General features: G+C 66.3%; 26 protein-coding genes. 8 read left to right on the top strand and 18 right to left on the bottom strand.

Going from position 1 to position 23,358, the window contains the following annotated elements; all coding sequences use genetic code 11:
* Nucleotides 1-2: 2 nt before the first annotated feature.
* Genes mftC through mftA form a run of 3 tightly spaced genes read right to left on the bottom strand, consistent with a single transcriptional unit; the run spans nucleotide 3 to nucleotide 1,569 of the window.
* A complete protein-coding gene (gene mftC / locus CWS39_RS05145) occupies nucleotides 3-1,175 on the bottom strand; it encodes a mycofactocin radical SAM maturase (protein ID WP_102141833.1) in 1,173 nt (390 codons plus the stop codon).
* Nucleotides 1,172-1,489: a mycofactocin biosynthesis chaperone MftB gene (gene mftB, locus CWS39_RS05150; protein WP_199177973.1), complete on the bottom strand. Its 318-nt coding sequence runs from the start codon at nucleotides 1,487-1,489 to the stop codon at nucleotides 1,172-1,174. The genes mftC and mftB overlap by 4 nt, the downstream gene beginning before the upstream one ends.
* Nucleotides 1,474-1,569: a mycofactocin precursor MftA gene (gene mftA, locus CWS39_RS28830; protein WP_158240320.1), complete on the bottom strand. Its 96-nt coding sequence runs from the start codon at nucleotides 1,567-1,569 to the stop codon at nucleotides 1,474-1,476. The genes mftB and mftA overlap by 16 nt, the downstream gene beginning before the upstream one ends.
* Nucleotides 1,570-1,662: 93 nt before the next feature.
* On the opposite strand from mftA, the gene mftR reads away from it, so the two are divergent.
* Nucleotides 1,663-2,271, top strand: a complete 609-nt coding sequence (mftR, locus tag CWS39_RS05160) for a mycofactocin system transcriptional regulator MftR (protein ID WP_102141836.1) — start codon at nucleotides 1,663-1,665, stop codon at nucleotides 2,269-2,271.
* Between the two features lie 17 nt (nucleotides 2,272-2,288).
* Here mftR and CWS39_RS05165 read toward each other — a convergent pair whose 3' ends face one another.
* On the bottom strand, nucleotides 2,289-3,008 hold the full coding sequence (locus CWS39_RS05165) for a phytanoyl-CoA dioxygenase family protein (RefSeq protein WP_102141837.1): 720 nt from the start codon (nucleotides 3,006-3,008) through the stop codon (nucleotides 2,289-2,291).
* Between the two features lie 91 nt (nucleotides 3,009-3,099).
* On the opposite strand from CWS39_RS05165, the gene CWS39_RS05170 reads away from it, so the two are divergent.
* Nucleotides 3,100-3,624, top strand: coding sequence for an RNA polymerase sigma factor (locus tag CWS39_RS05170; protein WP_102141838.1), 525 nt, complete (start codon nucleotides 3,100-3,102; stop codon nucleotides 3,622-3,624).
* The gene (locus CWS39_RS05175) at nucleotides 3,621-4,913 is read left to right on the top strand and encodes a VOC family protein (protein ID WP_102141839.1); all 1,293 of its coding nucleotides are present in this window, start codon (nucleotides 3,621-3,623) and stop codon (nucleotides 4,911-4,913) included. Before CWS39_RS05170 ends, CWS39_RS05175 begins: the two co-directional genes overlap by 4 nt.
* 53 nt (nucleotides 4,914-4,966) lie before the next feature.
* On the opposite strand, the gene CWS39_RS05180 is transcribed toward CWS39_RS05175, so the two are convergent.
* Entirely contained in the window at nucleotides 4,967-6,142 is a 1,176-nt protein-coding gene (locus tag CWS39_RS05180; RefSeq protein WP_102141840.1) for an NAD(P)/FAD-dependent oxidoreductase, read from the bottom strand.
* Nucleotides 6,143-6,190: 48 nt separating this feature from the next.
* Nucleotides 6,191-6,637 carry an Rv2324 family transcriptional regulator gene (locus CWS39_RS05185; protein ID WP_102141944.1) on the bottom strand — a complete coding sequence of 149 codons (447 nt, stop codon included), beginning with the start codon at nucleotides 6,635-6,637 and terminating at the stop codon, nucleotides 6,191-6,193.
* A 113-nt stretch (nucleotides 6,638-6,750) separates the two neighbouring features.
* Here CWS39_RS05185 and ddaH point away from each other — a divergent pair, with 113 nt between their 5' ends.
* From ddaH to CWS39_RS05205, 4 genes are read left to right on the top strand one after another with little or no spacing between them, the layout of a single operon-like run.
* Complete coding sequence (ddaH, locus tag CWS39_RS05190; protein WP_102141841.1) at nucleotides 6,751-7,590, top strand: dimethylargininase; 840 nt, start codon at nucleotides 6,751-6,753, stop codon at nucleotides 7,588-7,590.
* Nucleotides 7,591-7,613: 23 nt separating this feature from the next.
* Complete coding sequence (rocD, locus tag CWS39_RS05195) at nucleotides 7,614-8,834, top strand: ornithine--oxo-acid transaminase (RefSeq protein WP_102141945.1); 1,221 nt, start codon at nucleotides 7,614-7,616, stop codon at nucleotides 8,832-8,834.
* An 18-nt stretch (nucleotides 8,835-8,852) separates the two neighbouring features.
* A complete protein-coding gene (locus CWS39_RS05200; RefSeq protein ID WP_102141842.1) occupies nucleotides 8,853-10,388 on the top strand; it encodes an amino acid permease in 1,536 nt (511 codons plus the stop codon).
* Nucleotides 10,385-11,266, top strand: coding sequence for a universal stress protein (locus CWS39_RS05205; RefSeq protein ID WP_102141843.1), 882 nt, complete (start codon nucleotides 10,385-10,387; stop codon nucleotides 11,264-11,266). Before CWS39_RS05200 ends, CWS39_RS05205 begins: the two co-directional genes overlap by 4 nt.
* Here the strand turns inward: CWS39_RS05205 and CWS39_RS05210 are convergent.
* The 12 genes from CWS39_RS05210 to CWS39_RS05265 all read right to left on the bottom strand — a co-directional run bounded on the left by CWS39_RS05210 (nucleotide 11,263) and on the right by CWS39_RS05265 (nucleotide 22,814).
* On the bottom strand, nucleotides 11,263-12,117 hold the full coding sequence (locus CWS39_RS05210) for a mycofactocin-coupled SDR family oxidoreductase (protein ID WP_199177974.1): 855 nt from the start codon (nucleotides 12,115-12,117) through the stop codon (nucleotides 11,263-11,265). The two genes, CWS39_RS05205 and CWS39_RS05210, sit on opposite strands and share 4 nt — an antisense overlap.
* 113 nt (nucleotides 12,118-12,230) lie before the next feature.
* Complete coding sequence (locus CWS39_RS05215) at nucleotides 12,231-13,472, bottom strand: arginine deiminase (RefSeq protein ID WP_102141844.1); 1,242 nt, start codon at nucleotides 13,470-13,472, stop codon at nucleotides 12,231-12,233.
* A 123-nt stretch (nucleotides 13,473-13,595) separates the two neighbouring features.
* Complete coding sequence (locus tag CWS39_RS30010) at nucleotides 13,596-13,721, bottom strand: hypothetical protein (RefSeq protein WP_255412966.1); 126 nt, start codon at nucleotides 13,719-13,721, stop codon at nucleotides 13,596-13,598.
* A gap of 136 nt (nucleotides 13,722-13,857) precedes the next feature.
* Complete coding sequence (locus tag CWS39_RS05225) at nucleotides 13,858-14,682, bottom strand: SHOCT domain-containing protein (protein WP_102141845.1); 825 nt, start codon at nucleotides 14,680-14,682, stop codon at nucleotides 13,858-13,860.
* Between the two features lie 41 nt (nucleotides 14,683-14,723).
* The gene (locus CWS39_RS05230; RefSeq protein WP_102141846.1) at nucleotides 14,724-15,569 is read right to left on the bottom strand and encodes a cutinase family protein; all 846 of its coding nucleotides are present in this window, start codon (nucleotides 15,567-15,569) and stop codon (nucleotides 14,724-14,726) included.
* A 147-nt stretch (nucleotides 15,570-15,716) separates the two neighbouring features.
* Nucleotides 15,717-16,907, bottom strand: coding sequence for an elongation factor Tu (tuf, locus tag CWS39_RS05235; protein ID WP_102141847.1), 1,191 nt, complete (start codon nucleotides 16,905-16,907; stop codon nucleotides 15,717-15,719).
* A gap of 884 nt (nucleotides 16,908-17,791) precedes the next feature.
* Complete coding sequence (fusA, locus tag CWS39_RS05240; protein ID WP_102141848.1) at nucleotides 17,792-19,897, bottom strand: elongation factor G; 2,106 nt, start codon at nucleotides 19,895-19,897, stop codon at nucleotides 17,792-17,794.
* A 76-nt stretch (nucleotides 19,898-19,973) separates the two neighbouring features.
* Nucleotides 19,974-20,444, bottom strand: coding sequence for a 30S ribosomal protein S7 (gene rpsG, locus CWS39_RS05245; RefSeq protein WP_097944018.1), 471 nt, complete (start codon nucleotides 20,442-20,444; stop codon nucleotides 19,974-19,976).
* Nucleotides 20,444-20,818 carry a 30S ribosomal protein S12 gene (gene rpsL, locus CWS39_RS05250; protein WP_007167812.1) on the bottom strand — a complete coding sequence of 125 codons (375 nt, stop codon included), beginning with the start codon at nucleotides 20,816-20,818 and terminating at the stop codon, nucleotides 20,444-20,446. The genes rpsG and rpsL overlap by 1 nt, the downstream gene beginning before the upstream one ends.
* A 296-nt stretch (nucleotides 20,819-21,114) precedes the next feature.
* Complete coding sequence (locus CWS39_RS05255) at nucleotides 21,115-21,681, bottom strand: TetR/AcrR family transcriptional regulator (RefSeq protein WP_102141849.1); 567 nt, start codon at nucleotides 21,679-21,681, stop codon at nucleotides 21,115-21,117.
* A gap of 61 nt (nucleotides 21,682-21,742) precedes the next feature.
* On the bottom strand, nucleotides 21,743-22,279 hold the full coding sequence (locus CWS39_RS05260; RefSeq protein ID WP_102141850.1) for a DUF3558 domain-containing protein: 537 nt from the start codon (nucleotides 22,277-22,279) through the stop codon (nucleotides 21,743-21,745).
* A gap of 1 nt (nucleotide 22,280) precedes the next feature.
* Entirely contained in the window at nucleotides 22,281-22,814 is a 534-nt protein-coding gene (locus CWS39_RS05265) for a DUF3558 domain-containing protein (protein WP_102141851.1), read from the bottom strand.
* 87 nt (nucleotides 22,815-22,901) lie between these two features.
* Here CWS39_RS05265 and CWS39_RS05270 point away from each other — a divergent pair, with 87 nt between their 5' ends.
* A complete protein-coding gene (locus tag CWS39_RS05270) occupies nucleotides 22,902-23,345 on the top strand; it encodes a DUF3060 domain-containing protein (RefSeq protein WP_102141852.1) in 444 nt (147 codons plus the stop codon).
* Nucleotides 23,346-23,358 lie beyond the last annotated feature (13 nt).

Here is a 23,358-nt window from a genome sequence, read left to right on the forward strand (position 1 = left end):
AGTTAGACCGGACTTTCGTTGCAGAGGCGTTTCGGAGGCGTGGTGAGAAGCTTGAGCGCCACCGGACCACTTCGGGAGTGGTCCTGGCTGGGCCGGGGCTTGTCGCGCTCGCGGGCCAGCGCCGGAACACCGTAGCCCTCAACGCATTCCGGGTCGGGACCGTCGAGCGGCAACCCGGTGAAGAACTTGGCCGCCATGCAGCCGCCGCGGCAGCTGTCGTAATGCCCGCAGCTGCCACAGGCGCCTGCCGACTGCGGCTCACGTAGCTCGCGGAACAGCGGCGCATTCTTCCAGACATTGTCAAAACCACCGTCGGACAGGATATTTCCCGCCAGGAAGCGGTCGTGGATGGCGAATGGGCAGGCGTACACGTCGCCGACCGGGTCGATCAGGCACACCACCCGGCCGGCGCCGCACAGGTTGAGCCCGGCCAGCGCGCCCGGCTCGCCCAGCCCGGACAGGTGGAAGAACGAGTCACCGGTCAGCACCCGCTCCCCCTTGGCGACCAGCCAGTCATAGAGCGTCACCTGCTGCTCCGGGGTGGGGTGCAGCTCGTCCCACACATCGGCGCCGCGTCCCGACGGTCGCAGCCGGGTGATCCGCAGTGTGGCGCCGTAACGCGCTGCCAGATCAGCGAATTCGTCCAGCTGGTCGACGTTGTGCCGAGTGACCACCACCGAGATCTTCGCGTCCTTGAACCCGGCCGCAGCCAGGTTCTCCAGTGCCCGGGTGGCCATCGCGAAGGACCCCGCGCCCCGCACCGCGTCGTTGACCTCCGCGGTGGCGCCGTCGAGGGAGATCTGGACGTCGACGTAGTCGCTGGCCGCCAACTTGGCGGCCACCTCCGGGGTGATGCGCACACCGTTTGTGGAGAACTTGACGCCGACGTGGTGCGCGGTGGCGTAGTCGACCAGCTCCCAAAAATCAGGCCGCACAGTGGGTTCTCCGCCGCCGATGTTCACGTAGAACACCTGCATGCGTTCGAGTTCGTCGATGATGTCCTTGCACTGCTGGGTGGACAGCTCACGGGGATCACGCTTGCCCGACGAGGACAGGCAGTGCACGCAGGCCAGATTGCATGCGTAGGTGAGCTCCCACGTCAAGCAGATCGGCGCGTCGAGACCGTGTTCGAACTGCTCGACGAGTCGGGGCACGGGGGCTGTCGCCGCTGTCATTGCGTCTCCTTGATCACCAGCATTTGGGACTGGGCCAATACGCCCAGCGCGTGCAGGTACGGCGCCTGCTGGGCGTCGTCGATTCCCGCAGCGCGGCAAGCGGATCGAGCGTCGGGGTGGTCATCGAGAGACTTGACCACCTCGACGATCGTCCGATTCTTCAGGAACGACAGCTTGCGCGTCCCGAAGTGATACAGCAACGCCCCGAACGGCTCCGGGCGCACCGCCACCTGATGGTGCAGCCGCCAGCGCAGGTCGGGGTCGAAGACGGCCGTTTGGGCCGCCGGCGCGGGCACGGTCAGTAAACCCCGCACATACCGTCGATCGAGACCTCTTCCACCAGAGACTCGGTGACGAGTTCGGTCTCGGTCTCGACGTGCTGATTCGGCTCCATGAACTGCACCTTCCTGTCGGACGGATCTCGACAATTGTGATCGAGGTCGCAATAATATGGCATTGAGTGCCAGAACGGAAGGGTGGGGTTGTCATGAGGCCGGTTTCCACACACCGGGTGGGCCGGCGCCGCTCGACGACCTGGGACCACATCAGCAATGTCGCGATCGATCTGTTCGCGGCCCGGGGCTTCGACGAGGTCAGCGTCGACGACGTCGCGCACGCCGCCGGAATCGCGCGTCGCACCCTGTTTCGCTACTACCCGTCGAAAAACGCGCTGCCCTGGGGCGATTTCGACGCACACCTTCAGTATCTGCGCGAGCTGCTCGACCAGGTGGACGCGACGGTTCCGCTCGGCGCAGCTCTACGCGATGCGTTGTTGACGTTCAACACTTTTGACGAGTCTGAGACCGCCCGCCATCGCCAACGGATGCGGGTGATACTGCAAACCGCCGAACTGCAGGCCTATTCGATGACCATGTACGCCGGATGGCGTGACGTGATCGCTGCCTTCGTGGCGCGCAGGCTGGGGGTGAAAGTCGGCGATCTGGTTCCCCAGACGGTGGCGTGGACGATGTTGGGCGTCGCGCTCTCGGCCTACGAGCACTGGCTGGCCGACGAGTCGGTGGCGTTGGCCGTCGCGCTGGGCGAGGCGTTCGACATCATCGCCCGTCCCGGACTGGACGCACTGGAACGGCCGTGAGCCATAGCGTGACAACGCTATTCGTGCCACACCCTGGCCAGCGCCGACGGGCTCTGGGGGCGGAGCGGCTGGGTCAATACGATCGGCCCCTGCGCCATGAACCGCGGCGTGGCACCACGGTGCACGTCGGCGGCGTGCACGGTGAACGGGTGCACCAGGTACATATCGCCCGGTAGTCCGGTCGCGGTGACCTCCGGGCGGCCGGTGCTGGCGTCATCCACCAGTGGGCCCGACTCCATGAAGTCGACCGACTCCTCGCCGAGGACCTTTGCGACATCGCGGTGTGAGCCCGCCCGGATGCGTGTCGGCGCGTCGTCGGGACCGACCGCTGACAGCAGCGTCAATACCAACATGGTGTGCGGCCGGCCGCTGACGGCCCACGCATCGGCCGACACCGGCGTGTTGAGGTCGATGTGCCAGCCGCGGTCGTCGGCGGGCGGACTCACCGGGAATCGGATCGGGATGTGTCCCAGCGCATTACGCGGCAGCCAGCCCGACTGCCCGCACAACTGATCCAGCGCGCTTGCCAACCGCGCGCTGCGGGCCAACTGGCCGAAGGGCCCCTCACCGGTCAGATCCGCCGCCCACACCACCGGCTGGGTCCACGACTCGGGCCGGTGCGGCGACAGCCCGATCTGCTTCCACAGCAAATCCCGCGCCGCGTCGGCAATACCGCGGGGAACCGCCTGCTCGAGCTTGACGAAACCGTCCCGGACGAACGCCTCGACATCGATCACGGCAACACACGATTGCGCACTCCGCCCCCGGACTCCAATTATTTTCCGGCAACCCCGTCGGAGTTCGGGCCCGGATGGCGACGATAGGGGTGTGACGGCCGAACCGGATCGCGACGACGCGCCGCGGGCCCTGCTGGCGCTGTACGACGATGCCCTGCCGGTCGTGTACGGGTACTTCGTACGGCGCTGCGCGGACCGCAGCACCGCCGAGGACCTGACGTCGGAAACGTTTCTGGCGGCGATGGATGCGGCCCGAAAAGCCGATCCACCGCCGATGACGGTGCCGTGGCTGATCGGCGTCGCGCGGCACAAGCTCGCCGACCACTACCGCCGGCGACACGACCGGTTCAGCGTGCCGGTCGCCGAGCTGCCCGAGCCCGTCGAACCCGAAGACGACTGGGACGCCGCGCTCGATCGCATCGTCGCCGAGCGCGTGCTGGCCAAGCTGCCCGAGCAGCACCGGACCGTGCTGGCGCTGCGCTACATGGACGACTGCTCGGTGCCCGAATGCGCCGAGTTGATCGGCCGCACCGTACACGCGACCGAAGCGCTGCTGGTTCGCGCCCGCCGGGCGTTCCGAGCGCACTACCCAGGATCGGAAGGAGGGATGCCATGAACAACAGCATCGATCCGCTGACCGTGCTGCATGGTGACGAACTTCCGGTCCAGCCCGATCCGGAATTCGCGGCGCGGCTGCGGTCCCGGCTGGAAACGGCCGTGAATCTGTATGAGTCCCAACCTGATCGAACCCGAGGAGTTGTCATGAGTGGCACCGAAACCGCCATCGCCGAACTCAACGAGCCCGCCGTGGCGGCGCCATCGCCCCGGCCCGCGGCGCTGCCTTACCTCACCGTCGCCAACGCCCGTGATGCGATCGACTGGTATGTCGAGGCCTTCGGCGCCTCGGTGGTCGGGGAGCCGATCGTGATGGATGACGGCCGCATCGGCCACGCTGAGCTGGCGCTGGCCGGCGGTGTGCTCTACCTGGCCGACGAGTATCCCGAGCTCGGACTGAAAGCGCCAGTGCCGCAGTCGACTTCGGTGAGTCTGATGCTGCATGTGCCGGACACCGACACGGCTCTGGAGACGGCGCGGGAGAAGGGCGCCCGCGTCGAGCGCGAGGTGTACGAATCGTATGGCACCCGCAACGCCACGATCGTCGACCCGTTCGGGCATCGCTGGATGCTCAGCGGGCCCAGCACGGGTGCGGTGACACCGATCCAGCACGGCGATGTCGGCTACGTGTCCGTGTGGACACCCGACGCCGATCGGGCCGCGGCGTTCTACGGCCATGTGCTCGGCTGGACCTACGACCGGGCCACCCATCAGGTCACCAACACCAAACAGCACATCGGCATCTATCCGGTGCCCGACCGACAGACGTTGCTGTGCTGCTACGCGGTCGCCGATCTTGCGGCGGCCCGGCAGGCGATCGAGGCCGGTGGCGGCCAGGCGGGCGAGGCGCAGGAGTTCGACTTCGGCACCGTGCTGGATGCCACCGATTCACTTGGCACGGCGTTCGCCGTCTTCCAGCCTGCGCCGGGCCAGCCGCGCCCGGAGCTGAACGGCGCTGGGCCGGGCGAACTTTCGTACATCACCTACGAAGTGCCGGATTCGGCTGCGTTCAAGGCGTTCTACAGCCGGGTGCTGTACTGGACGTTCGACCCCGGCCGCGTCGAGGACGGCTGGCAGATCGCCGAGACCCATCCGATGGCCGGTGTCGCGGGAGGCAGTGAACGCGCCGTGACTGTACCGATGTGGACCGTCGCCGATATCGACGCCGCCGTGGCGCGGGTTCGGGAGGCGGGCGGCACCGTCATCCAGGCGCCGTCGCGGCAGCCGTACGGATTGATGGCCGAGTGCACCGACGACCAGGGTGCGCGCTTCTACCTCGGCCAGTTCTAGGCGATTTCGGCGTGATAACCGGCGCTCGGCGCAGGAAATCACGCCGAAATCGCTCAGGGGAGGACGTCGGATATGGGTGCGCCCGCAGCGATCTTGGCGCGCGTCTTCATCACCTTGCCCGGCATCCCGCCGCCGACCACGCCCGTGACCACGCCGTCGCGCTCGAAGTAGGCCAGGAACTTACGGCCGTCGTCCTCGACGAGGTGCACGATGTCATCGGCCTGCGGCTCACCGAGGCACTGGATCTTGACGTCGTACTGATCGCTCCAGAAGTAGGGCACCGTGGTGGCGGCCGCCGTGTCCTGGCCCAGCAGCGCGGGCACCAGCACCCGCGCCTGATCGGCGACATTGCTCCAATGTTCAACGCGCACTTGGTGGCCGAAGGTGTTGCGCCACGATGCTACGTCGCCGATCGCCCACACATGCGGTGCGCTGGTGCGGCCCGCCGCATCGCAGACCACGCCGTTGTCCAGCTCGATGCCGCTGCCTTCGAGCCAGCCAGTCGCGGGATGGGAGCCGATGCCCACCACCACGAGATCGGCATCGAGTTCGGTGCCGTCGGCCAGCACCACCTTCTCCACCTGTTCGGCGCCGCGGACCTCGGCCACCCCGACGCCGCACCGCACGTCGACGCCTTCGTCGCGGTGCAGCCGCGCCACCAGCGACCCGATCTGTTCGCCGAGCACGGACGCCAGCGGCGCCGGCTGCGGCTCCACCAGGACGACGTCCACGCCCAGGCCGCGCAGGCTCGCCGCCACCTCGCAGCCGATGAACCCAGCTCCGACCACCACTGCGCGCCGCGCCGACTCGGCGTGTTTGCGCAGCGCCATGCTCTCGTCGTACGACCGCAGCACCCGGATCCCCTCCAGATCCGGGAACGACGGAATACGTTTGGGCACAAGGCCCGTCGCGATGATCAGCTCGTCGTAGCCGAGCTGGCTGCCGTCGGCCAGTGTCAGCGTCTGCGCGGCGGTGTCCACCGACGTCGCCGCCTTGCCGAGCAGCAATGTGATGTCGTTCTCGGCGTAGAACTCGGCCGGCTTCAGCGTGACGTCGTCGGTCTCGGCGCGCAGTACCTCTTTGGACAGCGGCGGCCGGTCATAAGGCAGATGGTCCTCGTCGCTGACGATGGTGATCGGCCCGCTGTACTCCGAACGCCGCAGTTGCTCGGCGGTGCGCGCCGCGGCCAGACCGCCGCCGACGATGACGATGCCCCCTGATGTGCTCACGCGGCGTTTCTACACGATGCGCTGCGACGATGGTGCGCCACCCCCGCTTCAGGGCCGGGCCCGCTCGATGATGTTGGAGAGCACCACGATGCTCTCGCTGCGCTCGATGTCCGCACTCGAGCGGATGCGTTCCAGCGCCTCCTCCAAATGCCGCATATCGCGGGCCAATACGTGCAGGATCGCATCCGAGGTACCGGTCACCGTCGCGGCGCTGACGACCTCGGGGATGCCCACCCACGCCGCACGCAGCTGGTCGGGAGCGATGGTGCCGTGGCAGTACACCTGCACGTAGGCCTCTGTCGTCCATCCCAGGGCGTTGCGGTCGACCACGGTGGTGAAGCCCCGGATGACACCGGTGTCGAGCATCCGGTCGACGCGGCGCTTCACCGCCGGCGCCGACAGGTTCACCCGCGCCCCGATCTCGGCGAATGTCGCCCGCGCGTTGTCGGCGAGTTCGGCCAAGATCTGCTCGTCGGTCTCGTCAAGACGGTCCACGGTCACCTCCGCACAACAAACTGCTGCAATTCTAGACTTGACGCAATATTTCGTGGGGCTATACGCAATAGTCGACGATTGATTGCGCAATCGCGCCGCCATATCGTTGATTCATGACGATTTCACCGGTCGCCAGTGCGCTGCCGCGCGCACGCTCCGCCCGCATCCGCCACTACGCGATGACGCCGCCGACGTTCTTCGCCGTCGAGTACGCCATCAACCCTTGGATGGACACTGCGACGTCGGTGGATCCTCACCGCGCGATGGACCAGTGGGAGAGCCTGCGCCGGACCTACAAAGAGTTGGGCCACACCGTCGAACTCGTAGAGCCCGTCGCCGGGTTGCCCGACATGGTGTACGCCGCCAACGGCGGTGTTCTCGTCAACGGCAAGGCCATTGTGGCGCGGTTCGCATTCCCTCAGCGGGCCGGCGAATCCGCCGCCTATGCCGAGTGGATGGCCCGCCACGGCCGAGAGCCCGTCTACACCCGCCACGTCAACGAGGGTCAGGGCGACATGCTCGTCGTCGGGTCAATCATGTTGGCGGGCTACGGTTTCCGCACCGACCGCCGCGCGCACGACGAGGTCGCTGCGACTCTGGGCATGCCGGTGGTCAGCCTGGAGCTGATCGATCCGCGGTTCTACCACCTCGACACCGCCCTGGCCGTGCTCGACGACACCACGATCGCCTACTACCCGCCGGCGTTCAGCGATGAAGCCCGCGCGCGGCTGCGAGAGCTGTTCCCGGACGCCATCGAGGTCGGCAGCGCCGACGCCGACGTGTTAGGCCTCAACGTCGTCTCCGACGGGCTCAACGTCGTGCTCCCCGCGGCGGCCACCGGGTTCGCCGAACAGCTGCGCCAAGCCGGGTTCCGGCCCGTCGCAATCGATCTGTCCGAGCTGCTCAAGGGCGGCGGGTCCGTCAAGTGCTGCACGTTGGAGGTCCACCCGTGACGATTCTGGAAACGACGCGAAGCATGACGGACGCCGCGATCGAACTCGACGACCGCTATGTCGCCCACAATTACTCGCCGCTGCCCGTCGTCGCCGCCAGCGCCCAAGGCGCCTGGATCACCGACGTGCAGGGCCGACGCTATCTGGACTGCCTGGCGGCCTACAGCGCGGTGAACTTCGGGCACCGCAACCCCGAGATCACGGCGACTGCACACGCTCAGCTCGACGCTCTGACCTTGGTCAGCCGGGCGTTTCACTCCGACCGGCTGGGACCTTTCTGCCAGGCGCTGGCCGAGCTGTGCGGCAAGGACATGGTGCTGCCGATGAACAGCGGCGCCGAGGCCGTCGAGAGCGGCATCAAGGTGGCCCGCAAGTGGGGCACCGACGTCAAGGGCGTGCCGGCAGGTATGGCCAATATCGTGGTGGCGCAGAACAACTTTCACGGACGAACGATCAGCATCGTGTCGTTCTCCAACGACGAGGTGGCCCGTCGCGGCTTCGGGCCGTTCACCCCGGGGTTCCGCCCGGTGCCGTTCGGCGACGCCGACGCGGTGGCCGCAGCGATCGACGAGCACACCGTGGCCGTGCTGCTCGAACCCATCCAGGGTGAGGCAGGCATCATTGTGCCGCGCGAGGACTACCTGCCGCGGGTACGCGAAATCTGCACCGAGCGCAATGTGTTGATGATCGCCGACGAGATCCAATCCGGGCTGGCGCGCACCGGCCGGACATTCGCCTGCGAGCACTGGGGCGTCGTGCCTGACATCTATTTGCTCGGAAAGGCACTCGGCGGTGGGGTGGTCCCGCTGTCGGCGGTGGTGGCCGATCGCGGTGTTCTAGGCGTGCTGCATCCCGGCGAACATGGCTCGACGTTCGGCGGCAATCCGCTCGCGGCCGCGATCGGCGGCACCGTCGTCGCAATGCTGCAGCGCGGCGAATTCCAGGCCCGCTCAACTGAACTCGGTGAACGATTGCATGCGCGGCTGCGGGCACTGATCGGACGCGGCGTCGTCGCCGTGCGCGGTATGGGGCTGTGGGCCGGCGTGGACGTCGACCCCCGCATCGGCACCGGCAAACAGATCAGCCTGCGGCTGGCTGAACGCGGCGTGCTGGTCAAGGACACCCAGGGTTCGACGTTGCGCTTCGCGCCACCGCTGGTGATCACCGCTGAGGAAATCGACTGGGCGGTTGGCCAGTTCGCCTACGTACTGGCCGAAACGGGTTCACACTTGACCGATACATAGCACTAGGCAGGAGGCAGCATGACCGCCCCATCGATGAGCCTCTCCGAGCAGATGTTGCGGCGCCGTCCGGTGATCGGCGCCCCGGTCGCCCACGGCGCATCCGACCACCTCAAACGCAGTATCGGCACATTCCAACTGACGATGTTCGGCGTCGGCGCGACCGTCGGCACCGGCATCTTCTTCGTCCTGTCCGCGGCGGTCCCGGAGGCCGGCCCGGCGGTCATCATCTCATTCATCATCGCGGGTATCGCGGCCGGTCTGTCGGCGATCTGCTACGCCGAATTGGCTTCTGCCGTACCGGTATCGGGCTCCACCTACTCCTATGCCTACACCACACTCGGCGAATTCGTGGCCATGGGTGTGGCCGCCTGCCTGCTGCTGGAGTACGGCGTGTCCATCTCCGCCGTCGCGGTCGGGTGGAGCGGCTATCTGAACAATCTGCTGGACAACCTGTTCGGCGTGCAGATCCCGCAGGCACTGTCGGCGGCGCCGTGGGATGCCAATCCCGGCTTCGTAAACCTGCCTGCCGTCATCCTCATCACGATGTGCGCGCTGCTGTTGATCCGCGGCGCCAGCGAATCCGCGCTGGTGAACACCATCATGGTGATCATCAAACTCGGTGTGCTGCTGATGTTCGCGGTCATCGCGTTCACGGCGTTCAACACCGACCATTTCGCCGGCTTCTGGGATTCGGGCTTCGCCGGCATTACCGCCGCGGCAAGCACCATCTTCTTCTCCTACATCGGCCTGGACGCCGTCTCCACCGCCGGCGACGAGGTCAAGGACCCGCAGCACACCATGCCGCGCGCGATCATCGGCGCGCTGATCGTCGTCACCACCGTCTATGTCCTGGTGGCCATTGCGGCGCTGGGCTCGCAACCCACCGCGGAGTTCTCGTCGGAGGAACAGGCCACCGCCGGGCTGTCGGTAATCCTCGAGAACATCACCGGGGGCACGTGGGCGAGCATGGTTCTCGCAGCGGGCGCGGTGATTTCGATCTTCTCGGTCAGCCTCGTCGTGATGTACGGGCAGACGCGCATCCTGTTCGCGATGGGCCGCGACGGCCTGTTGCCGTCGATGTTCGCAAAAGTCAATCCGCGCACCATGACTCCGGTGAACAACACCATCATCGTGGCCGTGGTGGTGGCTCTGCTGGCCGGATTCATCCCGCTGGACTACCTGCTCGACATGGTGTCAATCGGCACGCTGGTGGCCTTCATCGTGGTGTCGCTGGGCGTCATCATCCTGCGGGTGCGTGAACCCGATCTGGAACGCGGGTTCAAGGTGCCGCTATATCCCATCACACCGATTCTGTCTATCGCAGCGTGCATTTGGATTCTGTCGGGCCTGCGCTGGTACACCTGGGTGTGGTTCGGCGTGTGGGTCGGGGTGGCGCTGTTGTTCTACGTGTTCTGGGGCCGGCATCACAGCGCACTGAATCCCGGTGCCAGCGACGGCTATATCCCATCGGCGGTGCCGGGCGACGACGACGTCATGTTCGTCACCGAACCGGAGAATCACCACTTCGTCACCCCACCGAAGGATCAGACGTGACCATCGTCGTCGGCTATCTCGCCGGAAGAAGCGGACGCTCCACGCTGCATCTTGCGGTCGAGGCGGCGCGGGTGCTCAAGACGTCACTGACCGTCGTGACCGTGGTGCCCAAGCCGTGGATGACACCGTCTCCGGCCCGCATCGACGCCGAATATGCCGCGTGGGCAGACCAATTGGGCGCCGAGTCGCACCGTGAGGCGAAGCACTGCCTGGACCAGATCGCCGAGGGTTTGGAGATTGGCTATCACAAGGTGGCCAATCGCACCGCGGGCGAAGGTCTACTCGAGGCCGCCGAAGAACTGAACGCCGAGGTGTTGGTGGTCGGGTCGTCGACCAACGGCGCGCTGGGTCAGATCGTTCTCGGATCGACCACCGACTGGCTGTTGCACGCCTCCCCGGTGCCGGTGGCGATCAGCCCGCGGGGGTACCGCGGCGTGCGCACCGGCACGCTGACCCGCATCACGTGTGCCTATTCGGGCACACCCGAATCCGTCCGCGTGGTGGAGCGGGTTGTCGCTCTCACCGCGCGGCTCGACGTCGCCATGCGGGTTATCAGTTTCGCCATCCGCGGGCGCACCATGTTCCCACCGGAAGTGGGCCTACACGCCGAGGATTCGCTGCTGGAGGCGTGGGCAGAACAGCTGCGCGGAATGCTGGCCAAGCTCAAGTCGGACGGCATCGTCGGCGAAGATGTTGTGCTGCAAGTGGTTACGGGTAACGGTTGGGACGAGGCGCTGGACCGCGCCGAGTGGGAAGACGGTGAGTTGCTCACGTTGGGCACCACCAGCCGCCGCAGCATCAAGGGCGTGTTTCTCGGCTCACACGGCGCAAAGATCATCCGGCACAGCCCCGTTCCGGTGCTGGTGCTGCCGAGCTAGTACTTCATCACGCCGCGGTCGACGGCGATCTGGCTGCCCGAGATGGTGGCCGAGCCGTCGCCGGCCAGCCACGCCACCACGTCGGCCACCTCTTCGGGCGTCATGAACTCCTTGAGGCCCTTCTTGCCTTCGTGTTGCACCGGGTGCAGCGGCATTGGCGCGAAGCTGTGCAGGTAGCTCGGGTGCTTGGCGAAGACGGCCATCATCGCCTCGCGTTCGATCATCGGGGTGTCGATCGAATACGGGTGGATTGAGTTCACCCGAATTCCATACTCCCCCACCTCCAGTGCCAACGAATTGGTCAGCGCGACCAGGCCGTGCTTGGACGCAGCGTAGTGGGCGTTGCCGGGGGTGGCCTTCAGTCCGGCCGACGAGCTGACGATGATGATCGACCCGCCGTTGCCGGCCTCAATCATCGCGGGCACGGCCGCGCGGACCGTGCGCCAGGTGCCGTTCAAGTTGACCTCGATGATGGTGTCCCACTGCTCGGCGGACATCTCGGCGATGCGACCCCAGCTCAGCACCCCGGCGTTGGCCACCACGATGTCCAGCCGGCCGAACTGCTCGATGCCGTCGGCGACCACCTGCTGCTGGGCTGCGAGGTCGCGGATGTCCACCTCACGCGCCAGCACCTTGCGGCCGGTGGCCTCCACCGCGCGCACCGTCTCGGCCAGATCCTCGGGCGTCGCCGCCGGGTAGGTGATGGTGTCGGAGACCGGCCCACAGATGTCGATGGCGATGATGTCGGCGCCCTCACTGGCCAGCCGGACCGCATGCGCGCGGCCCTGCCCGCGCGCGGCCCCGGTGATGAATGCGACCCGTCCGTCCAGGGGTCCGCCAGCTGCCGTCACCGCTGCTCCTCTCGTCCGCGGCGATTTCGGCGCGCCTGGTTGCGCTCAGCGCGACCCAGCGCGCCGAAATCGCCAGCTTGCGGACCAGGCTAACAGCCGAACTGAAACGTGTTCTAGATGGGATCGCGGATGATGGGGCAGGTCATGCAGTGCCCGCCGCCGCGGCCCCGGCCGAGTTCGGCGCCGACGATGGTGATCACCTCGACGCCCGCCTTGCGCAGCAGCGAATTGGTGTGGGTGTTGCGGTCGTAGGCGAACACCACGCCGGGTTCGACCGCGACCAGGTTGTTGCCGCTGTCCCATTGCTGGCGTTCCGAATCGTATTTGGTGCCACCAGTTTCCACCACACGCAGCTTCGCCAGACCCAGAGCGTCGGCCACCACCTCGACGAAGGGTTTGGTGGCCGTCTCCACCTCCACGCCGGTGTCGTTGTCGGCGGGATGCAGCACAAAGGTCTCGATCGAGTCGACGATATCGGGGTAAATGGTGACCACGTCACGGTCGGCGAACGTGAATACGGTGTCCAGGTGCATGGCCGCCCGCAGCTTGGGCATCCCCGCGACGACGATCTTGTTGGACGCCTGCTCGGCGAACAGCTTCGCGGCCACCTGGGTGATGGCTTGGCGCGAGGTGCGCTCGCTCATCCCGACCAGCACCACACCGTTGCCGGGCACCAAAACGTCGCCGCCCTCGAACGTCGACAGCCCCCACGACTGTTCGGGGTCGCCCCACCACACCGTCGACCCGACGTAATCGGGATGGAACTCGTAGATGGCCTTCATCAACAGTGTTTCGTCGTGACGCGCCGGCCAGAACAGTGGATTCAGGGTCAGGCCGCCGTAGATCCAGCAGGTGGTGTCGCGGGTGTAGAGCGTGTTGGGCAGCGGCGGCATCAGATATTCGGTGACGCCCGCGGCCTCGCGCGCCAATGCCCGGTAGCCGGACTGGATTTCGGCGGGCAGATCGCGAATGGACATCCCGCCGATCAGCAGTTCGGCCAGCCGGCGTGGCACCAACGAGTCCAGGAAGCCACGCGTGTCGTCGACCAGGCCCAGCCCGACCTCGTTGGCCACGATCTTGCGGTCCAGCAGCCACGCCTTGGCCTCGGGGATTTCCATGGTCTGGGTGAGCAGATCGTGCAGTTCGACCACTTCGACGCCGCGATCGCGCATCTTGTCCATGAAGTCGAAGTGATCCCGGCGCGCGTTCTGCACCCACAGCACGTCGTCGAAAAGCAATGCGTCGCAATTGGTGGGCGTCAGCCGCTCGTGCGCCAGACCCGGCGAGCACACCAATACCTTGCGTAGCTTGCCCACCTCGGAATGCACACCGTAGGTGGCGGATGGATTGGTCATCGTCGCTCCTGTCTCTAGATTTCGATCGCGCCGGTTGCCAGGGACGCCACCCCCGCGACCGCCCCCAAGACGATCACGCCGAACAGCACCGCTTCGGCGGGTGTGAAGACGCGCAGGCCGCGCTCACGCCGTGCGACGAAATACAGTGCCGCGCCGGGAGCCGATCATCGACCCGACCACCATCGCGGTCAGGGTTGGCAGGCTCACCTTGTCGCCGGCTTGCTCGATGCGCGGTTCGGTTGACGCCATCTGTCGTCTCCGGCCTTCTCGGTGGACGGTATCTTGACGATCTCGAAGCCGATGTAACCGTAGATCACGCTCAGCAACGGGGTGGCGATGTTGAAGAATGCGAACGGCAGGTAGGCCAGCGTTGGGTACCAGCCGGTTACAAGTCGGCGATGATTTGCTGGCGCTTGGCCGCGTACTCCGATTCGGTGATCGTCCCGGTGGCGCGCAGGGTCTCCAGCTCCTGCAACCGCTGCGCGGTCGACGAGGCCGGCGCTGCGATGTACGGGGCCACGGGTTGAGGGACTCCGGCCGGCGCAGCTTGCTGCGGGGCGGCGCGGCGGACCACGGCCTGCACCTGCTGGCGAGCGGCGGGGTTGGACCGCAGATCGATCATGTTGTCCAGCCCGATGTTGTGGGCCTTGAGAATCCGCAGGATCTCCATCAGCGGCTCGGCTTGGCCGGTGAGGTCGTAGGTCGTGTTGTCTTCGGCCACGTTGAACGTCGCAGGCATCAGCCCGCTGACGAGACTGCTTCGCTCCCAATCGATGTGGTATTCGTTGGTGGCTGGGTCGACGAGCGCGACGAGTTTGCGGTTGGTGATCATCGGCAACCGCGACACCGATGCGAGCACGCGGTCGGTGGTGGTGAACGGCGTGATGCCAGGCCCGGAGATCCGCAGATCGAGTGTCACCAGCGGCAGGTCATTGATGCGGGTACCGGTTTCGCCGATTCCGATGACCTCGGCCAGCGCCAGCACGCCCTGCTGCTCGAGCACCTGGGTCTTCGCCGCCGTGCGGGCGCCGTAATTCGCCAGCGCCAAGGCGATCAGGACGTCGGCGGCGGTGATCAGCAGGCCGACCCAGAACATCCACCGCAGCAGGCTGTCTTGGCCCGTCGCGAAGTACACCGCCAGGAAGATCGGCCCGACCAACCCGCCGCACAACAGAACCCAGAGTTGGGCCTTCACATAACGCCACAACATCAGCCACGCTCCCCGGGTTGGCCGGCGGTTCGCGTGTCAGATTACTCAGCAGGCGTGCCGTCCGCGCCGGCCAAAACGAGTTCGCGCGCCGCCGGTGCCGGCCCGAGCAGTTGGTGCAGCTGGGACGTCCAGGCTTGGCCGGCACGCGTGGTCACGTCGTAGCCGGTGTGGATCGCCACGGCGGTGGCCATCACCGCCTCGGTTTCCTCGGATTCCTCGCGGTAGTCGCACACGACGTCGCCGAGGTCGCACACGCTGATCGTCTTGCCGCCGATCGCCGGGGGCAGCGGCGCCGGCGCATGGGCCAAGATCGGCCAATCCTGCGCGACGCCCTTCCCGCGGCCCGGTACCGACGTCACCGAACCGATGTTGACGGTGGGATCGGCCGGCAACCGGTCGCCGTCGGCGATCAACAGCGAGGCAGCCAGATTCGGATGCGCGCCGAGCGCATGCAGGTTGCGGTGCACGACCATCGCTCCTTGCGAGTAACCGGCCAACACCACCTTGGTCGCCGGGCAGCGCTGCGTGAACCCCGCGTACTGGCCGCCCAGCGCGGCGGTACCCGCGTCGACACTGCTCATGAAGTTGGCCCAATCCAGCACGCCGCCGTCTTCGGGCACCTCGGTCGCCGGGTACTCGACGGCCTCGGCGGTGATGGTGCGGCCGTCACGCTCCACGAGCTCTTTGACCGCGTTGTACGACTGGTACACCACGCGTCCCATCCCGCCGTTGAGGGTCGCTTCGGGACCGCGCTCACCCGAGCCCGCCGCCCCGATCCAATGGACATCGGGACAGCTGGGATCCGCGTGCGCGATACCGGTCGTCAGACCGAACAACGCGGAACCGATGGCGATTGCGCTGCTCAGCGCGCCTAAACGTGATAACACCCGGACCCCCTACCCTTCACTGACCACAAGCCCGGCCCACAAGCTCGTTGCCATGACCATCGTCACACGAGTCTCATGCGTTACAGCCGTCGTACACAAAAGCGGCGCCCACCCTCGTGAGGTGAGCGCCGCTTCTGCAGCTAAGGGTTACTTGATGATCTTGGTAACCCGGCCGGCGCCGACGGTGCGGCCGCCCTCGCGGATCGCGAAGCGCAGGCCCTCGTCCATGGCGACGGGCTGGATCAGCTTGACATGGATGTCGGTGTTGTCACCGGGCATCACCATCTCGGTGCCCTCCGGCAGCGTCACCACACCGGTCACGTCGGTGGTGCGGAAGTAGAACTGCGGACGGTAGTTGTTGAAGAACGGCGTGTGCCGGCCGCCCTCGTCCTTGGACAGGATGTAGACCTGGCCCTCGAACTCGGTGTGCGGCGTGGTGGTGCCGGGCTTCACGACAACCTGGCCGCGCTCGACGTCCTCACGCTTGATGCCGCGCAGCAGCAGACCGACGTTGTCGCCGGCCTGGCCCTGGTCGAGCAGCTTGCGGAACATCTCGACACCGGTGACCGTGGTCTTGGTGGTCTCCGGGCGGATGCCGACGATCTCGACTTCCTCGTTCACATTGATCACGCCGCGCTCCACACGACCGGTGACCACGGTGCCGCGGCCGGTGATCGTGAAAACGTCCTCGACGGGCATCAGGAACGGCTTGTCGGTCTCGCGAACCGGGTCCGGGATGGACTCGTCGACGGCCTCCATCAGCTCTTCGATGCTCTTGACCCACTTCTCGTCACCCTCGAGCGCCTTGAGCGCCGAAACGCGGATGACCGGGGCCTCCTCGTCGAACTCCTGGGCGGCCAGCAGCTCGCGGACCTCCATCTCGACGAGCTCGATGAGCTCCTCGTCGTCGACCGCGTCGGCCTTGTTCAGCGCCACCAGGATGTAGGGCACGCCCACCTGGCGGGCCAGCAGCACGTGCTCGCGGGTCTGCGGCATCGGGCCGTCAGTGGCGGCGACCACCAGGATCGCACCGTCCATCTGGGCGGCGCCGGTAATCATGTTCTTGATGTAGTCAGCGTGGCCCGGGGCGTCGACGTGCGCGTAGTGACGCTTCTCGGTCTGGTACTCCACGTGGGAGATGTTGATGGTGATGCCGCGCTGCTTCTCCTCAGGCGCATTGTCGATCTGGTCGAACGCGCGCGACTCGTTCAAATCGGGATACTTGTCGTGCAGAACCTTGGTGATTGCTGCGGTCAGCGTGGTCTTGCCGTGGTCAACGTGACCAATGGTCCCGATGTTGACGTGCGGCTTCGTCCGCTCGAACTTCGCCTTCGCCACTGTGGTGTCCTCCTGGACTTCTTGTTGGTGCTTGTTAAAGCAGGGTTGATCTTTGCAGTTGTTGTTCGCCGCTCGACAACCGGGCTACTGACCCGTCGCCTTCGCGCCATCCATTGCTCGGCTCCGGGTCAGCTCCGGGCCTCGGCCGGTCAGGCCTCGTGTCCTCACTGCCCCGTCGCCTTCGCGCCATCCATTGCTCGGCTCCGGGTCAGCTCCGGGCCTCGGCCGGTCAGGCCTCGTGTCCTCACTGCCCCGTCGCCTTCGCGCCATCCATTGCTCGGCTCCGGGTCAGCTCCGGGCCTCGGCCGGTCAGGCCTCGTGTCCTCACTGCCCCGTCGCCTTCGCGCCATCCATTGCTCGGCTCCGGGTCAGCTCCGGGCCTCGGCCGGTCAGGCCTCGTGTCCTCACTGCCCCGTCGCCTTCGCGCCATCCATTGCTCGGCTCCGGGTCAGCTCCGGGCCTCGGCCGGTCAGGCCTCGTGTCCTCACTGCCCCGTCGCCTTCGCGCCATCCATTGCTCGGCTCCGGGTCAGCTCCGGGCCTCGGCCGGTCAGGCCTCGTGTCCTCACTGCCCCGTCGCCTTCGCGCCATCCATTGCTCGGCTCCGGGTCAGCTCCGGGCCTCGGCCGGTCAGGCCTCGTGTCCTCACTGCCCCGTCGCCTTCGCGCCATCCATTGCTCGGCTCCGGGTCAGCTCCGGGCCTCGGCCGGTCAGGCCTCGTGTCCTCACTGCCCCGTCGCCTTCGCGCCATCCATTGCTCGGCTCCGGGTCAGCTCCGGGCCTCGGCCGGTCAGGCCTCGTGTCCTCACTGCCCCGTCGCCTTCGCGCCATCCATTGCTCGGCTCCGGGTCAGCTCCGGGCCTCGGCCGGTCAGGCCTCGTGTCCTCACTGCCCCGTCGCCTTCGCGATGATCTCCTTCGACACCTGCGCCGGAACCTCGGCATAGCTGTCGAACACCATGGAGTAGTTCGCCCGGCCCTGGGTCTTCGACCGAAGGTCTCCGACGTAGCCGAACATCTCCGACAGCGGCACGTGCGCCTTGACGACGCGCGCACCGGCCCGCTCCTCCATGGCCTGGATCTGACCACGGCGGGAGTTCAGGTCACCGATCACGTCACCCATGTAGTCCTCGGGTGTGGTCACTTCGACCGCCATGATCGGCTCGAGGATCACCGGCTGAGCTTGGGCCGCAGCCTTTTTCAGCGCCTGTGAACCGGCAACTTTGAACGCCATTTCCGACGAGTCCACCTCGTGGTACTGCCCGTCGAGCAGGGTTACCTTCAGGTTCACCAGCGGGTAGCCGGCCAGCACGCCGTACTGCATGGCGTCCTGCGCGCCGGCGTCCACCGACGGGATGTACTCGCGCGGGATGCGGCCGCCGGTGACCTTGTTCTCGAACTCGTAGGTCGCACCGTCCTCGCCGGTGAACGGCTCGAGGTTGATGATGACCTTCGCGAACTGGCCCGAGCCACCCGTCTGCTTCTTGTGGGTGTACTCGACGTTCTGGACGGGACGCTTGATGGTCTCCTTGTAGGCCACCTGCGGCTTGCCGACGTTGGCCTCGACCTTGAACTCGCGCTTCATCCGGTCGACGAGGATGTCGAGGTGCAGCTCGCCCATGCCGCCGATGACGGTCTGGCCGGTCTCCTGATCCAGGTGCACCTTGAAGGTCGGATCCTCCTCGGCGAGCTTCTGGATCGCGGTGCCCAGCTTCTCCTGGTCGCTCTTGGTCTTGGGCTCGATGGCCACCTCGATCACGGGATCGGGGAAGGTCATCGACTCGAGCACGACCTGGTCATTCGGGTCGGACAAGGTGTCGCCGGTGGTGGTGTCCTTGAGGCCGATGACGGCGTAGATGTGCCCCGCCGACGCCCGCTCCACCGGGTTCTCCTTGTTGGAGTGCATCTGGAACAGCTTGCCCAGCCGCTCCTTCTTGCCCTTGGTGGCATTGATGACCTGGCTGCCCGATTCGACGGTGCCCGAGTACACGCGGATGTAGGTCAGCTTGCCGAAGAACGGGTGCGTGGCGATCTTGAACGCCAGCGCGGCGAACGGCTCATCCGTCGTCGCGTGACGCACGACCTCCTCGTCCTCCTTGCCGGGCACATGGCCGACGGCCGGCGGCACGTCCAGCGGCGACGGCAGGTAGTCGACCACCGCGTCGAGCATCGGCTGCACGCCCTTGTTCTTGAATGCGCTGCCGCACAGCACCGGATAGATCTCCGAGGCGATCGTCAGCTTGCGGATCGCGCCCTTGATCTCCTCGACGGTCAACTCCTCGCCGCCCAGGTACTTCTCCAGCAGCGTCTCGTCGCTCTCGGCGACGGTCTCGAGCAGCTTGGTGCGGTACTCCTCGGCCTTCTCGGCAAGATCGGCCGGGATGTCGACGACGTCGTACTTCTCGCCGAGCTTGGTCTCGGCGCTCCACACCTTGGCGTTCATCTCGACCAGATCGACGATGCCCTGGAAGTCGGCCTCCGCGCCGATCGGCAGCTGGATCGGCACCGCGTTGGCGCCGAGACGCTCCTCCATGGTGCGCACCGAGAAGTAGAAGTCGGCGCCGATCTTGTCCATCTTGTTGACGAAGCAGATGCGCGGGACGTCGTACTTGTCGGCCTGGCGCCAGACCTGCTCGGACTGCGGCTCCACACCTTCCTTGCCGTCGAACACCGCGACGGCACCGTCGAGCACGCGCAGATTGCGCTCCACCTCGACGGTGAAGTCGACGTGCCCGGGGGTGTCGATGATGTTGAGCTGGTTGTCTTTCCAGAAGGTGGTGGTGGCAGCCGAGGTGATGGTGATACCCCGCTCCTGCTCCTGTTCCATCCAGTCCATGGTGGCGGCGCCGTCATGGACTTCACCGATCTTGTAGGTGATTCCGGTGTAGTAGAGGATCCGCTCGGTGGTCGTCGTCTTACCGGCATCGATGTGCGCCATGATGCCGAAGTTGCGGACCTTGGTCAGGTCGGTCAGCACGTCCTTCTGTGCCACAGAAGTCTTCTCTTTCGCTTGCTTGGTTGGTGTCTGTCAATGCGCCGGACGGCAGCACTGCCGCGGGCGCGTTAGGTCACCAGCGGTAGTGCGCGAAGGCCCGGTTCGCCTCGGCCATCTTGTGGGTGTCCTCACGCCGCTTGACGGAGGCACCCAGGCCGTTGCTGGCGTCGAGGATCTCGTTCGCCAGGCGCTCGACCATCGTCTTCTCCCGGCGCTGCCGCGAGAAGCTGACCAGCCAGCGCAGGGCCAGCGTGGTGGAACGATCGGGACGCACCTCGACGGGCACCTGGTAGGTCGCGCCACCGACGCGGCGGCTACGCACCTCCAGCGCCGGCTTGACGTTGTCGAGAGCGCGCTTGAGCGTGACGACCGGATCGGTGCCGGTCTTCTCGCGGGCCTGTTCGAGCGCACCGTAAACAATGCGTTCGGCCAGCGATTTCTTCCCCTTCAGGAGAACCTTGTTGACCAGCTGGGTCACCAGCTGCGACCCGTAGACCGGATCGTTGACCAACGGACGCTTGGGCGCGGGCCCCTTGCGCGGCATTAGCTCTTCTCCTTCTTGGCGCCGTAGCGGCTGCGGGCTTGCTTGCGGTTCTTGACACCCTGGGTGTCCAGCGAGCCCCGGATGATCTTGTAGCGGACACCGGGCAGGTCCTTCACACGTCCGCCGCGCACCAGCACCATGGAGTGCTCCTGCAGGTTGTGGCCCTCGCCCGGGATGTAGGCGGTGACCTCCACCTGACTGGTCAGCTTGACGCGCGCGACCTTGCGAAGCGCCGAGTTCGGCTTCTTCGGAGTGGTGGTGTACACGCGAGTGCACACGCCGCGGCGCTGCGGACTGCCCTTGAGGGCGGCCGTCTTCACCTTGGCGATCTTGTCGCGGCGCCCCTTGCGGACCAGCTGCTGGATGGTTGGCATCTACCGGCTTTCTGTGTGTCTTTCGGTTGGCTCTTCTGTAGTTCTAAGTCTCTGTACTGCTGTTATCACCCGGGTGGCTACCCCGCGACCGGGCGTGTCGCACGCGCTGAGCACCGGTTGTTTTGCGGTGCAATTCCGATGCTCACGACATGCGAATTGGCCCGGCGTGCGGGCATGCTTGCAGAATCGCTGACTGCAAGCGCCTTATCTGCCAGGCACGATCGTCCACAATACCAGGGCGGGCTACCTCGCTCCAAACCCGCGACCGACGGTCTTACCGCAGGTCAGCGATGACTCTACCGGCGCTCCATCCCGGCCGCGAGCCGCAGCACCATATCGGTGAACACGGCGTCGGTATCGATGCCGTTCATCACACCCGTCATCTCCAGCAGCACGAATCCGTGCATCGCCGACCAGAACTCCAGCGCGGCATAGAACGCGTCGTCACCCTCCAGCCCGTAGGACTCCAGCACCGAGATGACCGGTGCGGCCGCGCGATGGGTGGCCTCGGTGAATTCCGGGTCGTCCCCGCCGAGCGGCATCCGGGTGAACGCCGAGTACCGGCCGGGGTGGTGATGGGCGTAGCTGCGGTAGGCGCCGGCCATCACCATCACCGCGTCGTCGCGGGTGCGGCCCTGGCCGACGGTGTTGAGCATGTCGATGATGTCGCCGACCACCCGCATCCGGACGGTGCGGCGCAGGTCGTCGAGGCTGTGCACGTGGTTGTACAGCGACGGTCCCTTGGTGCCGAGCTGATTGGCCAGCGCGTTGATGGTCAGCGCATCCCAGCCTTCACGGTCGAGGAAGGTCAGCGCGGCGTTGACGATGGAGTCGCGGCTCAGCTTGGTCGCGCGCACCGCCATGGTTGGACCGCCCTTCAGTTCGTGTGACCTGGAAAAACTAACACCTCTAGTTTCTCTGAGGTCAGTTGACACGGTCCGCACTGAGTTGGGCGAGTTGCTCGGTGATCGTGCACAGATCCGGCAGCATGGCCGGATTCATGGTCTGGATCGACCAGGTGATGACGTCGTTACCTTTGGCCACATAGATGCTGCAGGCGTTGGCGTCGTGGGCCTTGAAGCCCTTGTTGCCGTCGAGGGACAGCTCGGTGAGGGTGCGCCCGGCCTGTTTTTCCAGGTGGCGCTCGGTGTCCATATCGCTGCCGCGATACCACCACGTCGAGATGCCCATGCCGGCGCCGACGGTGCCGAACACGGTGTTCTCCTGCCAGAAGCAGCCCGCGTCGCTGACCACCGCCTTGGTGAACACGCCCGGTCCGGCCGCCTTGTCGACGTCGGCGTCGGTGACCCCGTTGCAGTCACCGCTGTCGAAACCTGCGCCTGCGGCCGGTGGTGGTGTCGGCGCCGGCTCCGTCGGCTGATCCGACGATCCGCAACCGGCCACCGCGGCGCCCGCGGCCAACACCGCGAGGCACCTGATGACGAAGAACCGGCCAGTCATGTCACATATCCGACGACAGCGTGGCCGACAACAGTTTTTCGGCGTCCTGGCACGGATCGCCGGTTTTCTCGCCGCGCAGCTGCACCCACCAACTCAGCACCCCGGTGCCGGCCGCGGCGGTGGCCGAGCAGGCCGCGCCGGTGGTGTCGCGGCGGGCCAAAAACGCTTGGTGGCGTTCGAGATCCGTGTCGGTGATCTGGGCGCCGCGTTCGTGCGCCAGGGCGCGTTCGCGGTCCAGCTCGCCGGATTCGAACCAGGAGAAGGTGACGTCGACCATCTTGTCGCCGCGCGCGAGCACGTACTGGCACACCGCGCCGCTGTACGGCCGCACCACATGGTCCGCGGTCAGGATCTCCTGGATGGAACTGTCGTGCAGAAGGCCGCAGCGGTCGTCGACATAGCCATAGCTACGGGTCGGATCGGGGACGGCGGGCTTGGCACGCTCGGCGGACCCGGTGACAGTCTGCGAACAGGCCGCGACGGTCACCACCGTCGTGACCGCCGCGACAGCAACCGCACTCACCCGCCACCGCATTGGTCATCACGGTACCCAGCACCGTCGTTGATCGCGACTCATGTGAACGCGGCCACGACACCGGCCGAGCGACGTACGCTCTCCCCCATGATGTGGAGAGCTGTGGTCCGTTCGTTGGCGGCATGCCTGGTTGCGTTGCCGGTTGCACTGACCGCGGGAGCGCCGGACGCGGATGCACAACCGCGCGAGGTCTGCAACCCGTGGTTGCGTAACTGCGCCGACAACGCTGTCGTCGGTGCCCACGTCCCGGGTGATACCCACATCGTCGGGCAGGGCATCGAGCAGACGGTGGATTGCAACAACCGCACACTGCTGGTCAACGGCACCAACAACCAGATCACCGCGTTGGGCACGTGTTGGGCGGTGACGGTGCAGGGCTCGTCGAACGTCGTGGTTGCCGACACCGTCATCAACGACATCACGGTGTACGGCTGGGATCAGACAGTGCTGTTCCACAACGGCACTCCGGTCTTGTGGGACCGGGGTCGTGAACTGGGCATGACGAATCGTCTGGATCGCGTGCCCGCGTGAGGAATCGAGGAGT

The sequence above is a fragment of the Mycobacterium hubeiense genome, assembly GCF_002838065.1.
GTDB classification, from domain to species: domain Bacteria; phylum Actinomycetota; class Actinomycetes; order Mycobacteriales; family Mycobacteriaceae; genus Mycobacterium; species Mycobacterium hubeiense.